The organism is Kitasatospora sp. NPDC058243 (assembly GCF_042882025.1).
In the GTDB taxonomy this organism is placed as follows: domain Bacteria; phylum Actinomycetota; class Actinomycetes; order Streptomycetales; family Streptomycetaceae; genus Kitasatospora.
Genome location: NZ_JBHVWW010000013.1, coordinates 120,208 through 145,487, shown reverse-complemented (window position 1 = coordinate 145,487; position 25,280 = coordinate 120,208). Strand labels below are relative to the sequence as shown.

22 protein-coding genes, 2 tRNA genes and 1 pseudogene are annotated in these 25,280 nt (G+C 71.3%); 16 read left to right on the top strand and 9 right to left on the bottom strand.

What is annotated here, in order from left to right; all coding sequences use genetic code 11:
• From ACFVX9_RS12375 to trxA, 3 genes and pseudogenes are all read left to right on the top strand, one after another.
• Positions 1-530: pseudogene (locus ACFVX9_RS12375) on the top strand (hypothetical protein); the annotation flags it as partial.
• Between the two features lie 202 nt (positions 531-732).
• A complete protein-coding gene (trxB, locus tag ACFVX9_RS12370) occupies positions 733-1,701 on the top strand; it encodes a thioredoxin-disulfide reductase (RefSeq protein WP_363619401.1) in 969 nt (322 codons plus the stop codon).
• Positions 1,702-1,844: 143 nt separating this feature from the next.
• A complete protein-coding gene (gene trxA / locus ACFVX9_RS12365) occupies positions 1,845-2,171 on the top strand; it encodes a thioredoxin (protein WP_063348470.1) in 327 nt (108 codons plus the stop codon).
• 92 nt (positions 2,172-2,263) lie between these two features.
• Here trxA and ACFVX9_RS12360 read toward each other — a convergent pair whose 3' ends face one another.
• The 9 genes from ACFVX9_RS12360 to rpmH form a co-directional block, all read right to left on the bottom strand.
• A complete protein-coding gene (locus ACFVX9_RS12360) occupies positions 2,264-2,881 on the bottom strand; it encodes a GNAT family N-acetyltransferase (RefSeq protein ID WP_063348469.1) in 618 nt (205 codons plus the stop codon).
• Positions 2,882-3,000: 119 nt separating this feature from the next.
• Positions 3,001-4,062, bottom strand: coding sequence for a ParB/RepB/Spo0J family partition protein (locus ACFVX9_RS12355; RefSeq protein ID WP_380379077.1), 1,062 nt, complete (start codon positions 4,060-4,062; stop codon positions 3,001-3,003).
• Complete coding sequence (locus ACFVX9_RS12350; RefSeq protein ID WP_279634954.1) at positions 4,059-5,009, bottom strand: ParA family protein; 951 nt, start codon at positions 5,007-5,009, stop codon at positions 4,059-4,061. The genes ACFVX9_RS12355 and ACFVX9_RS12350 overlap by 4 nt, the downstream gene beginning before the upstream one ends.
• A 283-nt stretch (positions 5,010-5,292) precedes the next feature.
• A complete protein-coding gene (gene rsmG, locus ACFVX9_RS12345) occupies positions 5,293-6,135 on the bottom strand; it encodes a 16S rRNA (guanine(527)-N(7))-methyltransferase RsmG (RefSeq protein WP_079136282.1) in 843 nt (280 codons plus the stop codon).
• 178 nt (positions 6,136-6,313) lie between these two features.
• Positions 6,314-6,844 carry a R3H domain-containing nucleic acid-binding protein gene (locus tag ACFVX9_RS12340; protein ID WP_063348467.1) on the bottom strand — a complete coding sequence of 177 codons (531 nt, stop codon included), beginning with the start codon at positions 6,842-6,844 and terminating at the stop codon, positions 6,314-6,316.
• An 82-nt stretch (positions 6,845-6,926) separates the two neighbouring features.
• Positions 6,927-8,099, bottom strand: coding sequence for a membrane protein insertase YidC (gene yidC, locus ACFVX9_RS12335; RefSeq protein ID WP_363368224.1), 1,173 nt, complete (start codon positions 8,097-8,099; stop codon positions 6,927-6,929).
• On the bottom strand, positions 8,096-8,467 hold the full coding sequence (gene yidD / locus ACFVX9_RS12330; protein WP_063348465.1) for a membrane protein insertion efficiency factor YidD: 372 nt from the start codon (positions 8,465-8,467) through the stop codon (positions 8,096-8,098). The genes yidC and yidD overlap by 4 nt, the downstream gene beginning before the upstream one ends.
• Positions 8,464-8,892, bottom strand: coding sequence for a ribonuclease P protein component (gene rnpA, locus ACFVX9_RS12325; protein ID WP_063348464.1), 429 nt, complete (start codon positions 8,890-8,892; stop codon positions 8,464-8,466). The genes yidD and rnpA overlap by 4 nt, the downstream gene beginning before the upstream one ends.
• A gap of 18 nt (positions 8,893-8,910) precedes the next feature.
• Positions 8,911-9,048, bottom strand: coding sequence for a 50S ribosomal protein L34 (rpmH, locus tag ACFVX9_RS12320; protein ID WP_030392420.1), 138 nt, complete (start codon positions 9,046-9,048; stop codon positions 8,911-8,913).
• Positions 9,049-9,518: 470 nt separating this feature from the next.
• Here rpmH and dnaA point away from each other — a divergent pair, with 470 nt between their 5' ends.
• The 13 genes from dnaA (at position 9,519) to ACFVX9_RS12255 (ending at position 25,143) form a co-directional block, all read left to right on the top strand.
• Entirely contained in the window at positions 9,519-11,408 is a 1,890-nt protein-coding gene (gene dnaA / locus ACFVX9_RS12315) for a chromosomal replication initiator protein DnaA (RefSeq protein WP_380379080.1), read from the top strand.
• A 986-nt stretch (positions 11,409-12,394) separates the two neighbouring features.
• Positions 12,395-13,525, top strand: coding sequence for a DNA polymerase III subunit beta (dnaN, locus tag ACFVX9_RS12310; RefSeq protein ID WP_063348462.1), 1,131 nt, complete (start codon positions 12,395-12,397; stop codon positions 13,523-13,525).
• Between the two features lie 182 nt (positions 13,526-13,707).
• Positions 13,708-14,583, top strand: coding sequence for a phosphogluconate dehydrogenase (NAD(+)-dependent, decarboxylating) (gene gnd, locus ACFVX9_RS12305; RefSeq protein WP_063348461.1), 876 nt, complete (start codon positions 13,708-13,710; stop codon positions 14,581-14,583).
• Positions 14,584-14,620: 37 nt separating this feature from the next.
• Entirely contained in the window at positions 14,621-15,754 is a 1,134-nt protein-coding gene (gene recF / locus ACFVX9_RS12300) for a DNA replication/repair protein RecF (RefSeq protein ID WP_063348460.1), read from the top strand.
• 106 nt (positions 15,755-15,860) lie between these two features.
• Entirely contained in the window at positions 15,861-16,400 is a 540-nt protein-coding gene (locus tag ACFVX9_RS12295; protein WP_063348459.1) for a DUF721 domain-containing protein, read from the top strand.
• Between the two features lie 268 nt (positions 16,401-16,668).
• Complete coding sequence (gyrB, locus tag ACFVX9_RS12290) at positions 16,669-18,684, top strand: DNA topoisomerase (ATP-hydrolyzing) subunit B (protein ID WP_063348458.1); 2,016 nt, start codon at positions 16,669-16,671, stop codon at positions 18,682-18,684.
• Between the two features lie 59 nt (positions 18,685-18,743).
• Positions 18,744-21,356: a DNA gyrase subunit A gene (gene gyrA / locus ACFVX9_RS12285; RefSeq protein ID WP_063348457.1), complete on the top strand. Its 2,613-nt coding sequence runs from the start codon at positions 18,744-18,746 to the stop codon at positions 21,354-21,356.
• Between the two features lie 151 nt (positions 21,357-21,507).
• Positions 21,508-22,251, top strand: coding sequence for a DUF3566 domain-containing protein (locus ACFVX9_RS12280; protein WP_244293408.1), 744 nt, complete (start codon positions 21,508-21,510; stop codon positions 22,249-22,251).
• A 260-nt stretch (positions 22,252-22,511) separates the two neighbouring features.
• Entirely contained in the window at positions 22,512-23,906 is a 1,395-nt protein-coding gene (locus ACFVX9_RS12275) for a cyclopropane-fatty-acyl-phospholipid synthase family protein (RefSeq protein WP_063348455.1), read from the top strand.
• Between the two features lie 16 nt (positions 23,907-23,922).
• Positions 23,923-23,999: transfer RNA gene (locus ACFVX9_RS12270), tRNA-Ile, on the top strand.
• 120 nt (positions 24,000-24,119) lie between these two features.
• Positions 24,120-24,485 carry a DUF6191 domain-containing protein gene (locus tag ACFVX9_RS12265; protein WP_380379083.1) on the top strand — a complete coding sequence of 122 codons (366 nt, stop codon included), beginning with the start codon at positions 24,120-24,122 and terminating at the stop codon, positions 24,483-24,485.
• A 246-nt stretch (positions 24,486-24,731) separates the two neighbouring features.
• Complete coding sequence (locus ACFVX9_RS12260; protein ID WP_014137031.1) at positions 24,732-24,860, top strand: DLW-39 family protein; 129 nt, start codon at positions 24,732-24,734, stop codon at positions 24,858-24,860.
• A gap of 210 nt (positions 24,861-25,070) precedes the next feature.
• Positions 25,071-25,143 (top strand) — tRNA-Ala (locus ACFVX9_RS12255).
• The last annotated feature ends 137 nt before the right edge of the window (positions 25,144-25,280 follow it).

Here is a 25,280-nt window from a genome sequence, read left to right as displayed (position 1 = left end):
GCGCCGGCCTGCTGCTCGGCGCGACCGCCGCCCTGGCCGCGATCGCCTTCGGCGCAGCCCTGCTGCTGCACCCGGCCGGCCAGGACGACCAGCACCCGACGCTGTCCGCCGGCGCCCCCGCCTCCGCCTCCCTCGGCACCGGCGCAAGCCCCGGCACGACGCAGAGCCCCCGCGCCGACCACGCCGCGGGGGCTGGCCCGACCTACCAGGACGACCAGCTCGCCGCCCAGATCCAGCAGCTGCTGGCCCGGTCGGGCACCGCCCCCGGGCTGCGCCCGACCGGGCCCGCCAAGCCCTCCGCCGCGATGCCCGCCGACGGCCGCCAGGAGCTCACCACCCAGGCCTCCCCGCCGTCCTGCCAGGCCCTCGCCGAGGGCGTGCCGCTGGCCACCGACCACGGCAGCTACGCGGGCGCCCCGGTCGAGGTCCTGGTCTACCCGGCGCCCGGCCGGCCCGGGTTCGCGGACGTCTACCTGCGCTCCCCCGACTGCGGCCCGGTCGTGCTGCAGCGCACCGTGCCCACCCGTTGACGTCCCGGGGCGGGCGCCCCGGGGATCCGGGCTCCGTTCCCATGCGATCGACGAGCAGGGCGCCGCGCCGCTCCCACAGTGCGGTCGCCTGGTACTGATCCGCCTGGGAATGCGAGACACTGGTCAGTCGTTGTCCCGGGCGGCGGAGCAGAACCGCCCTCCCCGCACCTAGCGCGGGTCGCGATGCGAACCAGGAGATGCAGTGAGCGACGTCCGTAACGTGATCATCATCGGTTCCGGCCCGGCCGGCTACACGGCCGCGCTCTACACGGCGCGGGCCTCCCTCAAGCCGCTGGTCTTCGAGGGGGCCGTCACCGCCGGCGGCGCTCTGATGAACACCACCGAGGTCGAGAACTTCCCGGGCTTCCGGGACGGCATCATGGGCCCCGAGCTGATGGACAACATGCGGGCGCAGGCCGAGCGCTTCGGCGCCGAGCTGATCCCGGACGACATCGTCTCGGTCGACCTCACCGGTGACATCAAGACCGTCACCGACTCCGAGGGCAACGTGCACCGGGCGCGCGCCGTGATCGTCACCACCGGCTCCCAGCACCGCAAGCTGGGCCTGCCGAACGAGGACAAGCTCTCCGGTCGCGGTGTCTCCTGGTGCGCCACCTGTGACGGCTTCTTCTTCCGCGACCAGGACATCGCCGTGGTCGGCGGCGGCGACACCGCCCTGGAGGAGGCGACCTTCCTCTCCCGCTTCGCCAAGAGCGTCACGATCATCCACCGCCGGGACAGCCTGCGCGCCTCCAAGGCGATGCAGGAGCGCGCCTTCGCCGACGAGAAGATCCGCTTCGAGTGGGACAGCGCGGTCGAGGCCATCCACGGCGACCCGAAGCTGAGCGGCGTCACCCTGCGCGACACCACCACCGGCGAGACCCGCGAGCTGGCCGTCACCGGCCTGTTCATCGCGATCGGCCACGACCCGCGCACCGACCTGTTCAAGGGCCAGCTGGACCTCGACGCGGAGGGCTACCTCAAGGTCGAGGCGCCCTCGACCCGGACCAACATCCCGGGCGTGTTCGGCGCCGGCGACGTCGTGGACCACACCTACCGCCAGGCCATCACGGCCTCCGGCACCGGCTGCTCCGCCGCGCTGGACGCCGAGCGCTACCTCGCCGCCCTGGACGACCTGGAGGCCAAGGCCACCGCCGCCGTGGCGGTCTGACCCCCTCGCCACCGACCGACCCCCGCGGGGGTGTGACACCCGTTTCACGTGAAACACCCCCGCCCCGGCCAGGGCGAAACAGAACGGGCCCGCCCGTTGTTCACCTGGCAGCAGCCCCCTCCGTCCGAACCCGAGGAGTTCCCGTGGCCGGCGCCACCACCACCGTCACCGACGCGACGTTCAAGGCCGACGTCCTGGACAGCGACAAGCCCGTGCTGGTCGACTTCTGGGCCACCTGGTGCGGCCCGTGCCGCCAGGTCGCCCCGATCCTGGACGAGATCGCTTCCGAGCACAGCGACAAGCTGACCATCGCCAAGCTGGACGTGGACGCCAACCAGGCGACCGCCGCCCAGTACGGCGTCATCTCGATCCCGACCCTGATCCTCTACAAGGGCGGCGAGCCGGTGAAGTCCATCACCGGTGCCCGTCCGAAGGCCGCGCTGCTGCGCGAGCTGGACGGCTTCATCTAGGCCCTGTCCGGTCGACCGGTCGTCGACCGTACGGCGGCGGGGCTCCCCACACCGGGGAGCCCCGCCGTCGTCGTTTCCAGCCGCCTCCCGCCTCAGAACGGCCGCAGCGCCGGCTCCTTGCGCGCCCCGCCGAGCAGCCGCTCCAGCGCCACCTCCACATCGCCCCGCCAGGACAGCGTGGTACGCGCCTCCAGCCGCAGCCGCGGGTAGCGGTGGTGCGAGCGGACGGTCTTGAAGCCGACCGCGAGCAGGTGGTCGGCCGGCAGCACGCAGCCGACCGGCTCAGGACCGGCCGAGCCGAAGGCCTCGATCGCCCGCACCCCGCGCCCGAGCAGGTCCTTGGCCACGGTCTGCACCAGCACCCGGCCGAGCCCCTGCCGCTGGTAGCCCGGAACCACCCGGCTGACCATCAGCTGGACGGCGTCCGGCGAGACCGGACTGGTCGGGAAGGACTGCGACCGGGGGACGTAGGCGGGCGGCGCGTACAGCACGAAGCCGGCCGGCTGGTCGTCCACGTAGACGATCCGACCGCAGGAACCCCACTCCAGCAGCACCGCGGAGATCCACCCCTCCTTCTCCAGCTCCGGCTTCCCGGACTCCACCGCCGCCTTCCCGCTGACCGGATCCAGCTCCCAGAACACGCAGGAGCGGCAGGTCGTCGGCAGATCGGCGAGGTTGTCCAGGGTCAGCGGAGCGATCCGGCGTCCCATGCCCCGCACCTCCTCCTCCACTTCACGGTCGAGCATGCCCCCACAGACGCCGATGGGTGCATGTTTCACGTGAAACAGTGCTCACGCGGAACATGCACCCATCGGGTATCGTCCCCGGCTCAGCCCTGCGACAGCCGCAGACCGTCCTCGCCCGGGGCCAGGCTGTCCAGGATCCGGTTCAGGTCCTCCACCGAACCGAACTCCAGCACCACCTTGCCCTTGCCGAGCTTGCCGCCGCGCTGCGACACCTCGACCTTGACCCGGGTGTCGAAGCGGTCCGACAGCCGGCTCGCCAGATCGTTGAAGGCCGGGGAGATCAGCTTGCCCGCCTTCGGCGCCTGGCGCTTCGGCTTCCGGTCCTCCTCCTCGCCCATCAGCGCGACGATCTCCTCGGTGGTCCGCACCGAGAGGCCCTCCGCGACGATCCGCTTGGCCAGCAGCTCCCGCCGCTCGGCGTCCGGCACCCCGAGCAACGCCCGGGCGTGGCCGGCGGTCAGCACCCCGGCGGCGACCCGGCTCTGCACGGTGGGCGAGAGCTTCAGCAGCCGCAGCGTGTTGGAGACGTGCGAGCGCGAGCGGCCGATCCGGTCGGCCAGCTCGTCGTGGGTGCAGGAGAAGTCCCGCAGCAGCTGGTCGTAGGCGGCCGCCTCCTCCAGCGGGTTCAGCTCGGCCCGGTGCAGGTTCTCCAGCAGGGCGTCCAGCAGCAGCTTGTCGTCCTCGGTGGCACGGACGATGGCCGGGATCTGCTTCAGCCCGGCCTCCTTGGAGGCGCGCCAGCGGCGCTCGCCCATGATCAGCTCGAAGCGATCGGGCGCGACCTGGCGCACCACGATCGGCTGGAGCAGACCGACCTCCTTGATCGAGACGACCAGCTCGGCCAGCTTGTCGTCGTCGAAGACCTCACGGGGCTGGCGCGGGTTGGGCTCGATCGCGTCCAGCGGCAGCTCGGCGAAGAAGGCACCGGCCACCGGCGCCGGCTGCGCCTGCTCGGCCTGCTTCTCCGCGGCCGCCCGGGCCGCCACCGTGCCGCGGCCGGTCGGCAGCGTCGGTACCGAGGTCGGCGACGTCGCGCCGATCGCCCCCACCGGGGCCGGTGCGGGCGCCGCCGCCCCGCCGTCCACCGGCACGGCGGGGCGGATCAGCGCCTCCAGCCCTCGTCCCAAACCCCTGCGACCACTCACCGATGACCCTCCGTCGTACCGTGCTGTGCCACCGGGGCTCCGTGCCCCGTACCGCTGCCGTGCCGTTGCTGCCCCAGGAGCGGGCCGCCGCCGACCGCCGCCGCGCGCAGCCCGAGCTCGCGGGCGGCCTCCAGGTAGGAGAGCGCCCCGGTCGAGCCCGGGTCGTAGGTGAGGACCGTCTGACCGTAGCTGGGCGCCTCCGAGATGCGCACCGAGCGCGGGATCGCGGTGCTCAGCACCTCCTGCGGGAAGTGCGTCCGGACCTCCTCGGCGACCTGGGCGGCCAGCCTGGTCCGGGCGTCGTACATGGTGAGCAGGATGGTCGAGACGTGCAGCGCGGGGTTGAGGTGCGCGCGCACCAGCTCGACGTTGCGCAGCAGCTGGCCCAGGCCCTCCAGCGCGTAGTACTCGCACTGGATCGGGATCAGCACCTCCCGCCCGGCCACCAGGGCGTTGACCGTCAGCAGGCCCAGCGAGGGCGGACAGTCGATCAGGACGTAGTCCAGCGGCTGCTCGTAGGCGGCGATGGCGCGCTGGAGCCGGCTCTCCCGGGCCACCAGCGACACCAGCTCGATCTCGGCGCCGGCCAGGTCGATGGTCGCGGGGACGCAGAACAGCCCCTCGACGTCCACCACCGGCTGCACCACGTCGGCGAGCGGCTTGCCCTCGACCAGGACGTCGTAGACGGACGGCACCTCGGCGTGGTGGTCGATGCCGAGGGCGGTGGAGGCGTTGCCCTGCGGGTCGAGGTCGACGACCAGGACGCGCAGTCCGTGCATGGCGAGCGAGGCGGCCAGGTTGACGGTGGTGGTGGTCTTGCCGACCCCGCCCTTCTGGTTGGCGACCACGATCACCCGGGTGGCGGCGGGGCGGGGCAGACCCTCACCCGCTCGGCCGATCGCCTGAACCGCAGCCTGGGCAGCCCTCGCGATGGGCGTGTCATCGATCTGGCCGATGGTCTCCGAGTCCTGCATGGGGGTCAGTGTTTCACGTGAAACCGGAGCGGCAACAGTCGCCGCCCGGCTGCGGCCGAGGATTCCCGAGAGCAAGGAGCGACGTTTCACGTGAAACACCATGCCCGCTATGCCGGAAATCTGACGTTGCGACACTCCGGTGTCCTCCCGTCGACCGGCCGTCACCCCGACGGCCACCGGAACGCCGACGGGCGGGTGGCTCCCCCCTCAGGAGGAACCACCCGCCCGTCGTCGAGCGTGCCAGGCGTCACCCGCCTCAGCGGGTGCGGCGCCGACCACCCCGGCTGCGCTCACCGGTCCGGACGCCGCCCGCGTTCCGTCCGGCCCGGGCCGCCTTCGCCCGCCGGGTCGCGGCCTTCACCCCGCCGGGGCTCTCCCCCGCCTTGACCTGGACCACCCGGGTCGAGGTCTCCAGGGTGCCCTCGCCGACCGAGATCACGCTCCACTCGACCGCGCCCAGCTTGGTCAGCCCGGCCCGCGAGTCGGCCAGCTCCTGCTCGGCGCTGTCGCCCTTGAGCGCCAGCATCTGCCCGTGCGGACGGAGCAGCGGCATCCCCCAGCCGGCCAGCCGGTCCAGCGGCGCCACCGCCCGGGCGGTCACCACGTCCACCGCGAGCTTGCCGACCATCTCCTCGGCGCGGCCGCGCAGCACCGTGACGTTCTCCAGCCCCAGCTCCCGGACGACCTCCTCCAGGAAGGTGGTCCGCCGCAGCAGCGGCTCCAGCAGCGTCACCGAGACGTCCGGACGGACCAGCGCCACCGGGATGCCCGGCAGGCCGGCGCCGGAGCCGACGTCGCACAGGGTGGAGCCGGCCGGCAGCAGCTCGGCGAGCACCGCGCAGTTGAGGACGTGCCGGTCCCAGAGCCGGGGCACCTCGCGCGGCCCGATCAGCCCGCGCCGCACGCCCGCGGTGGCCAGCAGCTCGGTGTAGCGGACCGCGGCGTCGAAACGATCACCGAAGACCTCCCGGGCGACGGCCGGGGCCTCGGGCACCTCGGGCACCTCGGTCGCCTCGACCGCCTCGGCGGCCGGCCCCGCAGCGGCCGGATTCACGTCGTCCGCCCCCGGCCGGCCAGCGGCCGCGTTCTCCGTGTCCATCTCGACCTCTCCGATCCCCGGATCCACCGACCCGCTCTCCGCACAGTTTCACGTGAAACATCTCGCGCCGGGCCCACGCCCCGCGAATGGACGACGACCCCGCCCGCACGAGGCGGACGGGGTCGCGTCCGGTGAAGCCCACCGGCCGCCGAGGCGGCCGGTCGTCGTACCGCCGGCCTCAGACCGGCAGCACGACCACGCACCGCTCGGGCTCCTCGCCCTCCGACTCGCTGCGCAGACCGGCGGCCGCGACCGCGTCGTGGACGACCTTGCGCTCGAAGGGCGTCATCGGCCGCAGCTTGACCTGCTCGCCACTGCTCTTCGCCTGCTCGGCGGCCTCGGCACCGAGCGCGGCCAGCTCGGAGCGCTTGCGGGCCCGGAAGCCGGCAATGTCCAGCATGAGGCGGCTGCGCTCCCCGGTCTCCCGGTGGACAGCCAACCGGGTCAGCTCCTGCAGCGCCTCCAGCACCTCGCCGTCCTGGCCGACCAGGCGCTGCAGCGCGCGGTCGTTGCCCTCACCGACGATGGAGACCAGGGCGCGGTCGCCCTCGACGTCCATGTCGATGTCACCGTCGAGGTCGGCGATGTCGAGCAGACCCTCCAGGTAGTCCGCCGCGATGTCGCCCTCCTGCTCCAGTCGGGCGATGACGTTCTCGTCGGTGCTGGCGGCGGCCTCGGCCTCGACGGCGGAGGTGGTGCCTTCCGTCACTGATGGACTCCTTCGGAGATGGGCCCAGATTGGTGGGCCGGGAACGAAGCTCTGCGCGCTGTCACAACGGATCCAGGGCCGGTCAGGACTTCTTCTTCGGCCGCTGGCCGCCACGCTTGGGCTGCTGCCGACCGGTGCCCGGCTTGGCCGCGCCGGGCTTGGCCGGGCCCTGCTGGGCGGCCGCCGGCTTGGCGCCGGAGTCGGCCGGGACGGTGTCGGCGGGCTCCTCGGCGGGCTCCTCGGCCGGGGCCTCGGTGTCCTTGGTCAGGTCGGCGGTGTGCTGAGCACCGCCCTGCTGGCGCTGCGCCTTGGTCTGCTTGCGGGGCTGCTGGCGGCGTGCCTGCGCCGACTCCTCGACCACGGCGGCCGCCGCCGAGGCGGCGTCGAGGGTCGACTTGGACGGGGGCAGCAGGCCCCAGAGCGCACCCTTGATCTCCGAACCGTCCGGGTTCAGCCGGCCGGCCTTCTTCAGCCGGACCTGCCGCTCGTCCCACGCCTTGCTGCCCGGGGTCGGGTTGTTGTGGATGACGATCAGCTGCTGGCCCATCGACCAGACGTTGGTGGTCAGCCAGTAGACCAGGACACCGACGGGGAAGTTGATGCCCATCACGGCGAACATCACCGGGAAGACGTACATCAGCATCTTCTGCTGCTGCATGAACGGCGTCTTGACCGTGAGGTCGACGTTCTTGGTCATCAGCTGGCGCTGGGTGATGAACTGCGACAGCGACATCATGATGATCATCACCGCGGTGACGATCTTGACGCTGGTCTCGTGGCTGCTGACGAAGGTCGCCGAGAGCGGGGCACCGAAGATGTGCGCCTTGCCGGCGCTCAGCAGCAGGTCGCCGTGGATGACGCCGATCTGCTCGCTCTTGGCGACCTTGGCGAGCACGCCGTAGAGGGCGGTGAAGAACGGCGCCTGCACGATGATGGGAAGGCAGCTGGAGAACGGGTTGGTACCCGCCTCCTTGTACAGCTTCATCATCTCTTCGGACTGGCGCTGCTTGTCGTTCTTGTAGCGCTCCTGGATGGCCTTCATCTTCGGCTGGATCGCCTGCATGGCCCGGGTCGCCTTGATCTGCTTCACGAAGAGCGGGATCAGGCAGATCCGGATGACGACCACCATCGAGGCGATGGCCAGACCCCAGGCCCAGCCACCGTCCGGGTCGAAGATGTTGCTGTACAGCGAGTGGAACTGGACGATGATCCAGGACACCGCTGTGTACAGGGGATTCAGGAAGGAGAAGGTCACCGGTCAGGCTCCTTGGACATGTGGATTGGCCCCTCGGGGCCAATGGTCGCCGGGCCCTCGGGGTCCGGACCGGCGGGGGTCGTGGTCACCGGCTGTCCGGTGGCGGACCGGCTGCTCAGCCAGTCTCGCAGCCGCCGGTGCCACACCGGATGCTTGCGCGGCGGAACGTGATCGACCCCGCCGGGCGTCCACGGATTGCAGCGCAGGATGCGCCACACGGTCAGTCCGCCGCCCTTGACCGCCCCGTGCACCTTCACGGCCTCGTAGCCGTAGTGCGAGCAGGAGGGGTAGTAACGGCAGACCGGACCGAGCAGTGGGCTGATGGTCCACTGGTAGACCCTGATCAAACCCATCAGCAGGAACTTCATCGTCCTGCTCCCGTCGGCGCCGTCGTGGCGGGCTCCACCTTCAGCAACCGTTTCAGCGCCGCGTCCAGGTCACGTTCGAGGTCCTGGTACGAGGCGGTCGCGGCCTGGGGCAGCGCACGCACCACTATCAGGCTACCGGCGGGCAGCCTGGACAGACGATCACGAACGAGGTGCCGCAACCGGCGCTTGACCAGGTTGCGAACGACCGCCGGGCCGACGGCCTTGCTCACGACGAAACCCGCACGCGCCGAAGGAGTCCCCTCGGCGACGTGCGGGCGGGAGTCGCTGGTCCGGTCGGTCTGCCCCTTGGGGTCGTCTTCTCTGCTGAGATGGACGACCAGAAGGGGCCGGCCGGCCCGGCGACCGCGTTTCACTGCGGTCGCGAAGTCCTGGCGCCGCCGCAGCCGATTCTCGGAGGGCAGCACAACAGACTCTGTCGTGGATCAGGCGGACAGGCTGGTGCGGCCCTTGCCACGGCGGGCAGCCAGGATGGCGCGGCCGGCGCGGGTACGCATACGCAGCCGGAAGCCGTGGGTCTTCGCGCGACGACGGTTGTTCGGCTGGAAGGTGCGCTTGCTCACTCGGGGGCTCCTGAGGTGAATCGTAGGATGACGGGGAATCGCTTGGCCGTCACCGTGCGTCCGCGTGATCTCCCCTGATTCGGAAATCCGACCCATCGCCCCAGTTCGGCTGGGGTTCAAGGCAATCCACGGCGCCCGTGCTGCGCGCCTTATGGAGCGGGTGGACCCGCGGACATGCGGCAGCGGCCATCGACAACTCGACCTGGTTACGGTACGCGGGACGGGGCACGAGGGTCAAACCGGCTTTTTCGAGCGGCCCCCCGAGGGCATCCGGAGCCCCCTTTGCCCACAGCCTGTGGACAACGACTTGATCCGGCCCTGTTCGCTGACTACCGTTGCAGGACTTGTCTGGTTTGTTCTTCGTGTTCTTCCTCGTGGGGTCGGTCCGCCGGAGACGGACCCGCCGATCCACAGTCTCCTGATCCACCACCCCCTGCTGGAGCCGCGGGGAACCGAGAAAGCGTGCACCAGTGGCTGATGTCAACAGCGACCTCGTCCCGGTCTGGGCGAGAGTCGTCGAGCGGCTGGTCAGCGACCCGGACGTCGGGGAGATGGACAAGCAGTGGGTGCAGCGCACCCAGCCGATGTGGATGATGCACGACACCGCCCTGCTGGCGACCCCCAACGAGCGGGCCAAGCAGGTGCTGGAGGGCCGGCTGCTGCCGCAGCTCACCGAGGCCCTCAGCCGCGAGCTCAGCCGTCCGGTGCGGATCGCCGTGATGGTCGACGCCAACGCCGTCCCGACCACCCCCGCACCCGCCGCCCAGGCCCCGGCCGAGCCGTACCCCGGCCCGACCGAGGAGGATGCCGGCGGCTACGGCGGCCAGGACTACCAGCAGCCGTACGAGCAGGACTACGACCGGCCCCGCTACGACACCGGCGGCTACGAGCAGCGCCCCGCGCCGTACGGCGGTCCGGCGGCCGGACCGGCCTGGCCGGGCTACCCCGAGCAGGGCGGGTACCCGGAGCAGGGCGGCTACCCCGAGCAGAACGGGTACCAGGAGCAGGGCGGCTACCCGGAGCAGGGCGGCTACCCGGAGCGGCCCCCCGGCTACCGCGAGGCCGACGAGCCGTCCCGGCCGGCGCCGCGCCCGATGCCCGGCCCGCCCTCGACCACCCAGGGCGACCTGTTCGGCGGCGCCTACGGCCCCGGCCCGAACGAGCAGCCCCGCGCCGGCGCCGGCCGCCGCGCCCCCGGCTCACGCCCGGCCGGCGGCCGTCCTGCGGACAAGAACGCGCCGGAGCGCGCCACCGAGCGCCCGGCCGTCCCCGGCGTGCCCGCCCCGCCCGGCGCCCCGCCGGCCGGCGGCTCCCGCAAGGACGAGCCGGCCGCCCGGCTGAACCCCAAGTACCTCTTCGACACCTTCGTCATCGGCGCCAGCAACCGCTTCGCGCACGCGGCGGCGGTGGCGGTCGCCGAGGCTCCGGCCAAGGCGTACAACCCGCTCTTCATCTACGGCGAGTCCGGGCTGGGCAAGACCCACCTGCTGCACGCCATCGGGCACTACTCGCGCAGTCTCTTCCCGGGCACCCGGGTGCGCTACGTGTCCTCGGAGGAGTTCACCAACGAGTTCATCAACTCGATCCGGGACGGCAAGGCGGACACCTTCCGCCGGCGCTACCGGGACATGGACATCCTGCTCGTGGACGACATCCAGTTCCTCGCGAGCAAGGAGTCCACGCAGGAGGAGTTCTTCCACACCTTCAACACCCTGCACAACGCGAACAAGCAGATCGTCCTCTCCTCGGACCGGCCGCCCAAGCTGCTGACCACGCTGGAGGACCGGCTGCGCAACCGCTTCGAGTGGGGCCTGATCACCGACGTCACCCCGCCGGAGCTGGAGACCCGGATCGCGATCCTTCGCAAGAAGGCGATCCAGGAGCAACTCAACGCCCCGGCCGACGTGTTGGAGTTCATCGCGTCCCGGATCACCCGCAACATCCGGGAGTTGGAAGGCGCCCTGATCCGGGTCACCGCCTTCGCCAACCTCAACCGGGCGCCGGTGGACCTGGAGTTGGCCGGGATCGTCCTCAAGGACCTGATCCCGGGCGGGGACGAGGACGCCGGGCCGGAGATCACCGCGCAGGTCATCATGCAGCAGACCGCCGCGTACTTCGGGCTGAGTGTGGACGACCTCTGCGGATCCTCGCGCAGCCGCGTCCTGGTGACGGCCCGTCAGATCGCCATGTACCTCTGCCGGGAGCTGACCGACCTCTCGCTGCCGAAGATCGGCGCGCAGTTCGGCGGCCGCGACCACACCACGGTGATGCACGCGGACCGCAAGATCCGCTCGCTGATGGCCGAGCGCCGGTCGATCTACAACCAGGTCACCGAGCTGACCAACCGCATCAAGAGCTAGCCGCAGGGCCGGTGGTGGGTCCGGCGCCACCTCGGCGCCGAGTCCGGCGCCGAGTCCGGCGCCGAGGTGGCCGGAAAGGGCGTCAGGAGCGATCCTGGCGCCCTTTTCGCACATCCACAGGTGTGCCTCGGGCGCCGGCTGGGCAGAGATGCCGTCGACGGACGTTGCGCCAGTCCACAGCCCGCGCCGAACATCTGACCGGTGATTCGAAAACCGGGGCCGCGCAGGGCAGTTGTCCACAGGCCGGGCACCTTCCCCGTAGTCCACAGGCCGGGGCGTCCGAAGTTATCCAGAATTCGTCCACAGGCGTGTCGCCGCTACGCTCTTCCGCGCAGGTCAGGTGCCTGTGGACTTGTGCACAACCGTTATCCACAGGCTGTGGACAATTGACGGGCCGCCAATGGGCCATCCGGGTTGTCCACCGGTTGTCCCCAGGGGAGGGGCGGTTATCCCCAGGTTGTCCACAGCATGATCCACAGTTCGACAAGCGTGGGGCGGCGTTCATGCCCTGGTGTGAAAGGCGTCACGTAAAGTTGACCGGCACCCGTGGATAACCGGGCCGGAATCTGGGGACAGCCCTGGGGATAACCTGTGGATACCCAGCGTGCCCTGTGGGTAACGCTCCGCTGTCCACAGCACGGCGTGTTCGTCCACAGCCGCCGTCCACACCCGCTGTGGACAAAAAAGTGGGTCTGACCTGCGGAAACGGGGTTATCCACGGTTTCCACAGGCCCTACTACTACCACTACACATTTAGACCCATCGACTCGCTTGAAAGTGGGTGGGCCCCGAATCTGTGGACAACCGCGCCCCGACATCTGTTCGGCTTGCTTCCGCCCGTCTGCCCCGTCTGTCGGCGGAGTACGTCAGACTGTCCTCGGCGACCGGAAGCGGAGTGGCAGAGCTCGGTGGACAGTCCGACCGACGATCAAGATCAGACGAACCAGAGTGCGAGCGGGAGCGCTCGATCCAGGAGGCGGTTACCGGTGAAGTTCCGGGTGGAGCGTGACGTCCTCGCGGAGGCGGTGGCCTGGGCTGCCCGCAGCCTCCCGGCACGGCCGCCGGTGCCGGTGCTGGCCGGCCTGCTGCTGACGGCACAGGACGGCAGCCTGGCGCTGTCCGGCTTCGACTACGAGGTCTCGGCCCGGGTCGAGCTGGAGGCCGACATCGAGGAGGCCGGCACCGTCCTGGTCTCCGGTCGGCTGCTGAACGACATCTCGCGCAACCTGCCGAACCGGCCGGTGGAGATCTCCACCGACGGCCAGCGGGTCAGCGTGGTCTGCGGCAGTTCCCGCTTCACCCTCCCCACCCTCCCGGTGGACGAGTACCCGGCGCTGCCCCAGATGCCGACCGCCACGGGCACCGTCTCGGGCGACGTGTTCGCCTCCGCGGTCAGCCAGGCCGCGGTGGCCGCCGGCCGTGACGACACCCTCCCGGTGCTCACCGGTGTCCGGGTCGAGATCGAGGGCGACCGGATCACCCTGGCCGCCACCGACCGCTACCGCTTCGCGGTCCGCGACCTGCTGTGGAAGCCCGAGCAGTCGGACATCTCGGCCGTCGCCCTGGTGCCCGCCAAGACGCTGCAGGACATCGCCAAGTCCCTGGGCAGCGGCGACACCGTCTCGATCGCGCTCTCCTCGGGCGGCGCGGGCGAGGGCCTGATCGGCTTCGAGGGCGCCGGCCGCCGGACGACCACGCGGCTGCTGGAGGGCGAGTTCCCCAAGTTCCGCAGCCTGTTCCCGACGGAGTTCAGCGCCGTCGCCGCGATCCAGACCCAGCCCTTCCTGGAGGCGCTCAAGCGCGTCTCGCTGGTCGCCGAGCGCAACACCCCGGTCCGGCTCAGCTTCGAGCAGGGCGTGCTGACCCTGGAGGCGGGCTCGGGCGACGACGCCCAGGCCACCGAGCGGATCGACGCCGACCTGGAGGGCGACGACATCTCGATCGCCTTCAACCCGGGCTACCTGGAGGAGGGCCTCAAGGCCATCGACTCCGCCTACGCCCAGCTGAGCTTCACCACCCCGACCAAGCCCGCGCTGCTCAGCGGCAAGGCCTCGGTGGACGCCGAGGAGGACAAGGCGTACCAGTACCTGATCATGCCGGTCCGCCTCTCCGGCTGACCTCGCGGCCGCTGCCCGCAGGCCGTCACCCACAGGCTGTGCACATCGGCTGTGCACAGCCTGTGGGCGTCCTCCCCCGGTCGGCCCGACCACAGGGAGCCGCCACCGCCGCAGCGCGTAGGCTCGGGGCGTGCGGCAACGGCGCCGCCGGCAGGCACGTCACCACAGGTAAGGACTTGGTCATGGAGCTCGGCCTCATCGGTCTCGGCAAGATGGGCGGCAACATGCGCGAGCGGATCCGCCGCGCCGGCCACACCGTCATCGGCTACGACCGCAACCCGGACATCTCCGACGTCGCGAGCCTCCAGGAGCTCGTCTCCAAGCTGCAGGGCCCGCGGGTGATCTGGGTGATGGTCCCGGCCGGCGCCGCCACCCAGGCGACCGTCGACGAGCTCGCCGAGCTGCTCTCCCCCGGCGACGTGGTGGTCGACGGCGGCAACTCCCGCTGGACCGACGACATCAAGCACGCCGAGGCGCTGGCCGCCAAGGGCATCGGCTTCGTCGACTGCGGCGTCTCCGGCGGTGTCTGGGGCCTGGAGAACGGCTACGCCCTGATGTACGGCGGCGACGCCGAGCACGTGGCCCGCGTCCAGCCGGTGTTCGACTCGCTCAAGCCCGAGGGCGACTTCGGCTCGGTGCACGCGGGCGCCGTGGGCGCCGGCCACTTCGCCAAGATGGTCCACAACGGCATCGAGTACGCGATGATGCAGGCCTTCGCCGAGGGCTGGGAGCTGCTGGAGGCCGCCCCCGAGGTCACCGACGTGCGCGAGGTCTTCCGCAGCTGGCAGGAGGGCACCGTCATCCGTTCCTGGCTGCTGGACCTGGCCGTCCGCGCGCTGGACGACGACGAGCACCTGGCGAAGCTGCGCGGCTGGGCCGCCGACTCCGGTGAGGGCCGCTGGACCGTCGAGGCCGCGATCGACCACGCGGTGCCGCTGCCGGCGATCACCGCCTCGCTGTTCGCCCGCTTCGCCTCCCGCCAGGACGACTCGCCGCAGATGAAGATGATCGCCGCGCTGCGCAACCAGTTCGGCGGCCACGCGGTCGAGTCCAAGTAACCCGCACCTCCCCAGAAGGCGAGCGCAGTCCACAGCCATGCACGTCGCGCATCTGTCGCTCGCCGACTTCCGGTCGTACGCCCGGGTCGAGGTTCCCCTCGACCCGGGCGTGACGGCCTTCGTCGGGCCCAACGGCCAGGGCAAGACCAACCTGGTCGAGGCGATCGGCTACGTCGCCACACTGGGCAGCCACCGGGTCGCCACCGACGCCCCGCTGATTCGGCTGGGCGCCGAGCGGGCGGTGGTCCGTACCTCGGTGGTGGACCGCGGCCGCACCACCCTGGTCGAGCTGGAGCTGACCCCGGGCAAGGCCAACCGGGCCCGGATCAACCGCTCCGACAACGTCCGCCCGCGCGACGTGCTGGGCCTGCTGCGGACCGTCCTGTTCGCTCCCGAGGACCTCAGTCTGGTCAAGGGCGACCCGGGTGAGCGCCGCCGTTTCCTGGACGAGCTGCTGACCGCCCGGGCCCCCCGGCTGGCCGGGGTCCGGCAGGACTACGAGCGGGTCCTCAAGCAGCGCAACGCCCTGCTGAAGACCGCCGCGATGGCCCGCCGGGCCGGTGGCGGCAAGGGCGCCGACCTCTCCACCCTGGAGGTCTGGGACGGCCATCTGGCAAGGGCCGGAGCCGAGTTGACGGCCTTCCGGATCCAGCTGGTGGCTTCCCTCCAGCCGTTGGTGGCGGCCGCGTACGGGCAGCTGGCCCCGGGCGGCGGCGACACCGTCCTGGAGTACCGCAGCTCCTTCGAGGGCGGGCTGCCGACCAGCCGCGAGCAGGCCGAGGAGCAGTTGCTGAACGCGCTGGCGACGGTCCGCAAGCAGGAGGTGGACCGCGGCATCACCCTGGTCGGCCCGCACCGCGACGAGCTGGTGCTCAGCCTCGGCCCGCTGCCCGCCAAGGGCTACGCGAGCCACGGCGAGTCCTGGTCGTTCGCGCTGGCGCTGCGGCTGGCCTCGTACGAGCTGCTGCGCGCCGACGGCGGCGAGCCGGTGCTGATCCTGGACGACGTGTTCGCCGAGCTGGACGCGGCCCGCCGGGACCGGCTGGCCGAACTGGTGGCCGACGGCGAGCAGGTGCTGGTCACCGCGGCGGTCGCCGAGGACGTGCCGAAGGCGCTGGCCGGCGCCCGGTTCGCGGTCGCCGACGGCGCCGTCCGCCGGATCGACGCCTGACTCCCCCCGCACCTTCGCAACCGCCGTCCGGGCACTCCCGTAGGCTGGACGGCTCACCGGCGCGCGTCCGCGACCGTTGTCCACAGGCTGGGGAAAGGAGATCGCCGTGAGCGAGCCGGCGGAGCACTCCCCCCAGCCGGGCGACGCGGCGCCGACCGGCGCCGACCTCGCCCGCTCGGCGCTGCGGGCGGCCCGGGCCCAGGCGCGGCAGCGCGGCGAGCAGGTCCGGGAGAAGCGTGAGGCGAAGCGGCACGGCCTGCGCAGCGGAGCCCGGTCGGACGGCCGCGACCCGGTCCCGCTGGGGGCGGCGCTGAACCGGCTGCTGACCGAACGGGGCTGGGAGTCCTCGGCCGCGGTCGGCGGGGTGATGGGCCGTTGGCCCCAGATCGTCGGCCCGGACATCGCCGCGCACTGCCACCCCTCCTCCTACGACGACGCCGCAGCGGTGCTCACCGTGCAGTGCGACTCCACCGCATGGGCCACCCAACTACGTTGGCTGGCAAGGCAGTTGGTGGCTCGTTTGAACCACGAGCTGGGCCACGGCACGGTCCGCACCATCAAGGTGCTGGGCCCGGCGGCGCCCGCCCGCGGCTACGGCCGGCTGCGCGCTCCGGGGAGCAAGGGGCCGGGCGACACCTGGGGCTGACCGGGTTGCCGGCCCGCCGTCGAGGGCGTGGAGCGGACCACGATCTTCCGGAACCCCTGACAGCCCTTCCAGGCGCTCTGGGCCCCCCGGGCGAGTATCGGGACATGTCCAGAGGGGATTCAGGGCGGCATATCTGCCTTCAAGGGCTGCCAAACGCCCATCTCTGTCAGTCGTACCGGTAGACTGAGAGCCAAACACTGTTGCTAGTGGCAACCGAGTCTAAACGCCGTGGTCGCACGCCCGCCCACACGGGGCGGGAATGCGGCCCGTGCTGTGCCAGAGAGGGCGCTTCGTGGCCGATTCCGGCAACCCCAGCCAGACCCCAGACCAGACCGACCAGGCTTCCTACACCGGTAGCAACATCCAGGTGCTGGAAGGCCTCGACGCCGTCCGCAAGCGCCCCGGCATGTACATCGGCTCCACCGGCGAGCGGGGCCTGCACCACCTGGTGCAGGAAGTGGTGGACAACTCCGTCGACGAGGCGATGGCCGGGTACGCCGACACCATCGACGTCACGCTCCTCGCCGACGGCGGGGTCCGGGTGGTGGACAACGGCCGTGGCATCCCGGTCGACATCGTCCCCGGCCAGGAGAAGCCGGCCGTCGAGGTCGTGCTCACCGTCCTGCACGCCGGCGGCAAGTTCGGCGGCGGCGGCTACGCCGTCTCCGGCGGTCTGCACGGTGTCGGCGTCTCGGTCGTGAACGCGCTGTCCACCCGCCTGGCGGTGGAGATCCACCGCGACGGCTCGCGCTTCACCCAGGAGTACAAGGCCGGTGCGCCGACCGCGCCGCTGGCCACGCACGAGGGCTCCGAGCAGACCGGCACGACCGTCACCTTCTGGGCCGACCCGGAGATCTTCGAGACCACGGTCTACTCCTTCGAGACGCTGTCCCGGCGCTTCCAGGAGATGGCCTTCCTCAACAAGGGCCTCTCGATCTCGCTGACCGACGAGCGCCCCGAGCACGTGGACGAGGAGGGCAAGCCGCTCACCGTCACGTACAAGTACGACGGCGGCATCGCCGACTTCGTCGCCCACCTCAACTCCCGCAAGGGCGAGGTGATCCACCCCTCGGTGATCGACTTCGAGGCGGAGGACAAGGACCGGGCGATCTCGGTGGAGATCGCGATGCAGTGGAACTCCTCCTACACCGAGGGGGTCTACAGCTTCGCCAACACCATCCACACGCACGGCGGCGGTACCCACGAGGAGGGCTTCCGCGCGGCGCTGACCGGCCTGGTCAACCGCTACGCGCGGGACAAGAAGCTGCTCCGGGAGAAGGACGACAACCTCTCCGGCGAGGACATCCGCGAGGGCCTGACCGCGATCATCTCGGTCAAGCTCGGCGAGCCGCAGTTCGAGGGCCAGACCAAGGACAAGCTCGGCAACACCGAGGCGAAGACCTTCGTCCAGAAGGTCGTCCACGAGCACCTCAACGACTGGTTGGACCGCAACCCCAACGAGGCCTCGGACATCATCCGCAAGTCCATCCAGGCCGCCACCGCGCGCGTCGCCGCCCGCAAGGCCCGCGACCTCACCCGCCGCAAGGGCCTGCTGGAGTCCGCCTCGCTGCCGGGCAAGCTCTCCGACTGCCAGTCCAAGGACCCGGCCGAGTGCGAGATCTTCATCGTCGAGGGTGACTCCGCCGGCGGCTCGGCCAAGCAGGGCCGCGACCCGCGCACCCAGGCCATCCTGCCGATCCGCGGCAAGATCCTGAACGTCGAGAAGGCCCGGATCGACAAGGTGCTGCAGAACACCGAGGTCCAGGCGCTGATCTCGGCCTTCGGCTGCGGCATCCAGGAGGACTACGACGACTCCAAGCTCCGCTATCACAAGATCGTCCTGATGGCGGACGCCGACGTCGACGGGCAGCACATCCGCACCCTGCTGCTCACCCTGCTGTTCCGCTTCATGCGGCCGCTGGTCGAGTCCGGGTACGTCTACCTCGCCATGCCGCCGCTGTACAAGATCAAGTGGGGCAAGGACGACTTCGAGTACGCCTACTCGGACCGCGAGCGCGACGCGGTCATCGCGGCCGGGGTCGAGGCCGGGCGCCGGCTGCCCAAGGACGACGCGATCCAGCGCTTCAAGGGCCTCGGCGAGATGAACGCCGAGGAGCTCCGGGTCACCACCATGGACGCCGAGCACCGGCTGCTGCTCCAGGTCACCCTGGAGGACGCCGCTCGCGCCGACGAGCTGTTCTCCGTGCTGATGGGCGAGGACGTCGAGGCACGCCGCTCCTTCATCCAGCGCAACGCCAAGGACGTCCGCTTCCTGGACGTGTGACGCCGCCCGACCGGCAGCGAAACCACGTACCAGTCCGCGTGAAAGGAAACTGACCACCAGTGGTCGACGACAACCGTCCCGAAGGCGAACAGCCCGAGACCCCCACAGCCGCCGAGGCCACCGCCCAGGTGACCATGCGGATCGAGCCGGTCGAGCTCGAGACCGAGATGCAGCGCTCGTACCTCGACTACGCGATGAGCGTGATCGTCAGCCGGGCGCTCCCCGAGGTCCGCGACGGCCTCAAGCCGGTGCACCGACGCGTGCTCTACGCGATGTACGACGGCGGGTACCGCCCCGAGAAGGGCTACTACAAGTGCGCCCGCGTCGTCGGCGACGTCATGGGCAACTACCACCCGCACGGCGACACCTCCATCTACGACACCGTCGTGCGCCTGGCCCAGCCGTGGTCGCTGCGGATGCCGCTGGTGGACGGCAACGGCAACTTCGGCTCCCCGGGCAACGACCCGGCCGCGGCCATGCGCTACACCGAGTGCAAGATGATGCCGCTCGCCATGGAGATGATGCGCGACATCGACGAGGGCACCGTCGACTTCGCGTCCAACTACGACGGCCGCTCGCAGGAGCCGACCGTCCTGCCCGCGCGCATCCCCAACCTGCTGGTCAACGGTGCCACCGGCATCGCGGTCGGCATGGCCACCAACATCCCGCCGCACAACCTGCGCGAGGTCGCCTCCGGCGCGCTCTGGGCGCTGGAGCACCCGGACGCCTCCAACGAGGAGCTGCTCGAAGCCCTGATCGAGCGGATCAAGGGCCCCGACTTCCCCACCGGCGCGCTGATCGTCGGCCACCGCGGGATCGACGACGCCTACCGCACCGGCCGCGGCTCGATCACCATGCGCGCCGTGGTCGAGGTCGAGGAGATCCAGGGCCGCCAGTGCCTGGTGATCACCGAGCTGCCGTACCAGGTCAACCCGGACAACCTCGCGCTGAAGATCGCCGACCTGGTCAAGGACGGCAGGGTCGCCGGCATCGCCGACGTCCGCGACGAGTCCTCGTCGCGCACCGGCACCCGCCTGGTGGTCGTGCTCAAGCGCGACGCCGTCGCCAAGGTCGTGCTGAACAACCTCTACAAGCACACCGAGCTGCAGACCAACTTCGGCGCCAACATGCTGGCCCTGGTCGACGGAGTGCCGCGCACGCTGTCGCTGGACGCCTTCATCCGGCACTGGGTCAACCACCAGGTCGAGGTCATCGTCCGGCGCACCACCTTCCGGCTGCGCAAGGCCGAGGAGCGCGCCCACATCCTGCGCGCCCTGCTGCGCGCCCTGGACATGATCGACGAGGTCATCGCGCTGATCCGGGCCTCGGCGAGCGCCGACGCGGCCCGCACCGGCCTGATGGGGCTGCTCTCCATCGACGAGCTCCAGGCCAACGCCATCCTGGAGATGCAGCTGCGCCGCCTGGCCGCCCTGGAGCGCCAGCGGATCATGGACGAGCACGACGAGCTGCAGCGCAAGATCGACGAGTACAACGCGATCCTGGCCTCGCCGACCCGCCAGCGGGAGATCATCTCCGAGGAGCTCACCGCGATCGTCGAGAAGTACGGCGACGAGCGGCGCTCCACCCTCATCCCGTCCGACGGCGACCTCTCGATCGAGGACCTCATCGCCGAGGAGGACATCGTCGTCACGATCACCCGTGGCGGCTACGTCAAGCGGACCCGCTCCGACCTCTACCGCTCGCAGAAGCGCGGCGGCAAGGGCGTGCGCGGAGCGCAGCTCAAGCAGGACGACATCGTCGACCACTTCTTCGTGACGACGACGCACAACTGGATCCTGTTCTTCACCAACAAGGGCCGGGTCTACCGCGCCAAGGGCTACGAGCTCCCGGACGCCGGGCGCGACGCCCGCGGCCAGCACGTGGCCAACCTGCTGGCCTTCCAGCCGGATGAGCACATCGCCCAGGTGATGGCCGTGCGCACCTACGAGGACAAGCCCTACCTGGTCCTCGCCACCCGGGCCGGCCTGGTGAAGAAGTCCGCGCTGAAGGACTACGACTCCCCGCGCTCCGGCGGCCTGATCGCGATCAACCTGCGCCAGGACGAGGAGGGCCGGGACGACGAGCTGATCGGCGCCGAGCTGGTCTCCGCCGAGGACGACCTGCTGCTGGTCTCCAAGAAGGCCCAGTCGATCCGCTTCACCGCGACCGACGACGCGCTGCGGCCCACCGGCCGCGCCACCTCCGGCGTCAAGGGCATGGCCTTCCGCGAGGACGACGAAATGCTCTCGATGAACGTCGTCCGCCCGGGAACGTACGTGTTCACCGCGACCGACGGCGGGTACGCCAAGCGCACGGCCGTGGACGAGTACCGTGTCCAGGGGCGTGGCGGCTACGGCACCAAGGCGGCGAAGATCGTCGAGGGCCGGGGCTCCCTGGTCGGCGCGCTCGTGGTCGACGACACCGACGAGATCATGGCGATCACCCTTTCGGGTGGGGTGATCCGCACAAGGGTTTCCGAAGTTCGTGAAACCGGACGTGACACCATGGGCGTCCAACTGATCAACCTCGGTAAGCGCGACGCGGTCGTGGGCATGGCCCGCAACGCGGAAGCCGAGGACGAGGAGACGGTGGAGGACGAGGTCGCGGACACCGCGTCCACCGAAACGGCTGAGGGTGCGGAGACGACGGCCGGCGGCGACGCCGAGGTCTGAACCGAACCACGGGCCGGTGCCGTCGCGTCCTGATAGAGGGGCGTGGCGGCACCGGCCGCCCACCAGTTCCGGGCAATCCCGCCGGGCGCTGGATGACGAGTGACGAAGCAGGACGGTGCCGCCGTCCTGGTGGGAAGTGCGGGAGGACCAGGTGAGTGGAGCCACGGGTGCTGCGGGAGGGCCCTCCGGCGGCCGTCCGGGCGCGCAGGGCGGGGGTGGGTACGGCGCGCAGCAGCCGCCGGCCGAGCACTCGGCCGCGTCCACCTCGCTGATGCCACCGGTCGGCGGGGCGGGGCAGGGCGGCGCGACCTACGGCGGGCAGACGCCCCCGCCGCCGGGCGCTCCGGCGCCGGGCGCGAGCGGATTCTCGCAGCCGACCACCTATGCCAAGGGGCAGCCGACCCCGGCCCGGGGCACCCGGACCAGCGGCAACACCCCGCCCGGCGGCACGCCCGTCCCGGGCGCGGCGCGCCGGCCGGCCGCCCCGGCCGCCCCCGCGGCGGCCGCCGGTGTCGGCCTCGGCCGGACCCGCAAGGCCCGGCTGCGGGTGACCAAGGTCGACCCGTGGTCGGTGATGAAGGTCAGCTTCCTGCTGTCGCTGGCGGTCGGGATCATCATCATCGTGGCCGCGGCGGTGCTGTGGATGACGCTGGACTCGCTCGGCGTCTTCGACTCGCTGACCAAGACCCTCAAGGACGTCACCGGCTCGGACAGCGCCGGCGGCCTCAACCTGATGGACTACGTGGGCTTCGGCAAGGTGATGACCTTCACCTCGCTGATCGCCGTGGTCGACGTCGTCCTGCTGACGGCGCTGTCCACGCTCTCGGCGTTCATCTACAACGCGGCGGCCGGCTTCACCGGCGGCGTCGAGCTGACCCTGGCCGAGGAGGACTGACCCCGGTCGGATCCTGACCCCTGGTCAGTTCGCCGTCCACGGACGGAATGGACGGGCCCCGCAGGCTGTTGCAGCCTGCGGGGCCCGTCGGCATTTCGGGTGACAGCCGGCCGCCCGCGGCGTGCCGCCCGGGAGCGGGCCGGCCGCGGTGGGATTAGCTGGGTGGCGCCCGGTCCACGCCTGGGAGTGCCGCAGGCCGCCCCCGGTCCGCCCGGCCGGGTCAGGAGACGTTCCGCAGGACGGCTGGACGGAGGCGCGCGGTGGCGAAGCTCGCAGGTCAACTGGTCGAGGCCCTGGACGGGCTGTTGGGGGTTCCGGTACCGCTGCGGGTCCAGGCCTGGGACGGCAGCGTCGCCGGGCCGCCGGGAGCCCCCACGGTCGTCCTGCGCAACCGCCGGGCGCTGCGCCGGCTGCTCTGGCAGCCGGGCGAGCTGGGCCTGGCCCGGGCGTACGTCGCGGGGGACCTGGAGATCGCCCCCGGCACCGACCTCTACGAGGTGCTCTCGGCCGTCGCCCGGTTCGTGGAGCGGCCGGAGATCCGCCGCCTCGACCTCGGCCCGCGGGACGTGCTCGGCGCCAACGGGCGCCGCGTCCTCGCGGCCGCGCTGCGGGCCGGGGCGCTCGGCCCCGAGCCCACGCCGCCCCCGGAGGAGGTCCGCAAGGCCCGCGGGCGGCTGCACAGCCGCAGCCGGGACCGCGCGGCCATCAGCCACCACTACGACGTCGGAAACGACTTCTACGGGCTCGTCCTGGGCTCCTCCATGGTCTACTCGTGCGCCTACTGGACCCCGGAGGCCAAGAGCCTGGAGGCCGCCCAGGAGGCCAAGCTCGACCTGATCTGCCGCAAGCTCGGCCTACGGCCCGGGATGCGCCTGCTGGACGTCGGCTGCGGCTGGGGCTCGCTGCTGCTGCACGCGGCCGAGCGCTACGGCGTCACCGCGGTCGGCGTCTCCATCTCGCGGGAGCAGGTCGCGCTGGCCCGCCGGCGGGTCGAGGAGGCCGGCCTGGCCGGGCGGGTGGAGGTCCGGCTCCAGGACTACCGGGAGATCGTCGACGGCCCGTTCGACGCGATCTCCAGCGTCGGGATGGCCGAGCACGTCGGCTCCGAGCAGTACCGGGTCTACGCCGAGGGCCTGCACCGGCTGCTGGTGCCCGGTGGCCGGCTGCTCAACCACCAGATCGCCCGCCGCCCCGACCACCCCGGTGAGCCGCACCGCACCAGCCCCTTCATCGACCGCTACGTCTTCCCCGACGGCGAGCTCTCCCCCGTCGGTTCCACCGTGGCCCGGCTGGAGGAGGCCGGCTTCGAGGTCCGGGACGTCGAGTCGCTGCGCGAGCACTACGGGCTGACCCTGCGCGAATGGGTGGCCAACCTGGAGGCGCACTGGAGCGAGGCGGTCCGGCTGGTCGGCCGCGGCCGGGCCCGGGTCTGGCGGCTGTACATGGCCGCCAGCGCGCTCGCCTTCGAGGAGAACCGGATCGGGATCAACCAGATCCTCGCCGTCCGCAGCACCGAGGAGGGCGCGGCCGGCCTCCCGGCGACCCGCGAGGAATGGCTGCTGCGCCCGGCCGCCGGAGCGCCGCCGCTGGTCGGCGGGGTGCCCGCCGGGAACCCCGCCGGCCCGGATTTGGGAGATCGGCCATCGGTCCGCTAATCTTTCAGTGCGGCAAGGGCCTATAGCTCAGACGGTTAGAGCGCTTCCCTGATAAGGAAGAGGCCACAGGTTCAAGTCCTGTTAGGCCCACCACCGCGAAGGGTCCGGAGTGATGCACTCCGGACCCTTCGGCGTTTTCCCCGCCGTTCCGGGAACCGCGTGCCCCGCCGGGCTGTTCTCCCGGGAGGGAACGTGTGGAGGGATGGTGACGACATGGCGATCTTCTGGGCGATGAGCATCCCCGGACTGATCTGCGCCCTGGTGGTGCTCGCGGCGGTCGACCAGCTCGCGCTGCGGGCGCGCCGCTCACGCTGGGTGCCGTGGCGGGGGACCGGCCGGGAGGGGCAGATCTCGGCCACCGGTTTCGAGCAGCTGCACGCGCAGTTCGCCGCCGGCAAGCAGCACGAGCTGGACGAACGCGGCACGACCCTGATGCTGCGCGACGAGGAGGGCGAGGGGGCGCCGCCCCGGACCAGGGTGGACCTGGCGGGCGGGAAGGCCGTGGTGGTGACGCCGTCGAACCGGCAGCCCGACCGCTCGTCGGACCATCCGTCCGGCGCCCCGCCGGGCACGCCGTAGGGCCCGGCCGGGGAGGGCCGGCCGTACGGCAGGAGGTGCGGCGTCAATCCTCCGCCCGGACCGCCGGGTTGGCCGCAGCGGTGGCTGGTCACGATTGGGACACCGGTGTGTATCATCGGCCGCAAGGGCAGTCTGGCACCCGGCAGCCCGTTCGCGATCGAAACACATCTGGACTCGTCGGCCCGGTCAGTCCGGCCGGAGCACCGGCTCTTGAGTCCGCCAACGCAAGAAGGACGAGGTCCCGCGGTGAAGAAGCTTCTCCTGGTCGCCCTGGTCGCCCTCGGCGGCTTCTTTGTCTACCGTCAGGTCCAGGCGGACCGCGCCGAGCAGGACCTGTGGACCGAGGCCACCGACCCGGTTCCGGCCGGTCGCTGAGCCCGGACGATCCGACGATCAACGATCTTCGGAGGCGCTTCACCGCGCCTCCAGGGCCGGCCGGCCCGGTCACCCGACCGGATCGGCCGGATCCCAGGCACCGCCCGGACGCCGCCTCGGCGGCAGGTCCGGTCGGCCCGGGGGTAGGGCGCCGGGAACGGCGCCGGAACCCGGTACGCTAGTGCCCGTCGGCACCTGCGGTGCCGTCGAGGGGCATTAGCTCAGTTGGTAGAGCGCTGCCTTTGCAAGGCAGATGTCAGGAGTTCGAGTCTCCTATGCTCCACAGCTCATCGCAGTCGTGACGCCGATCGGCCGCTCGCCCGCACCCCAGTTCGCGGCCCCCCCGCGTTTTCCCACCCCCTCGGGGTTTTGAGGAAACCCCAAAGGCCTGGTCACGGGGTCATGCTGTTCCCTCTGGTT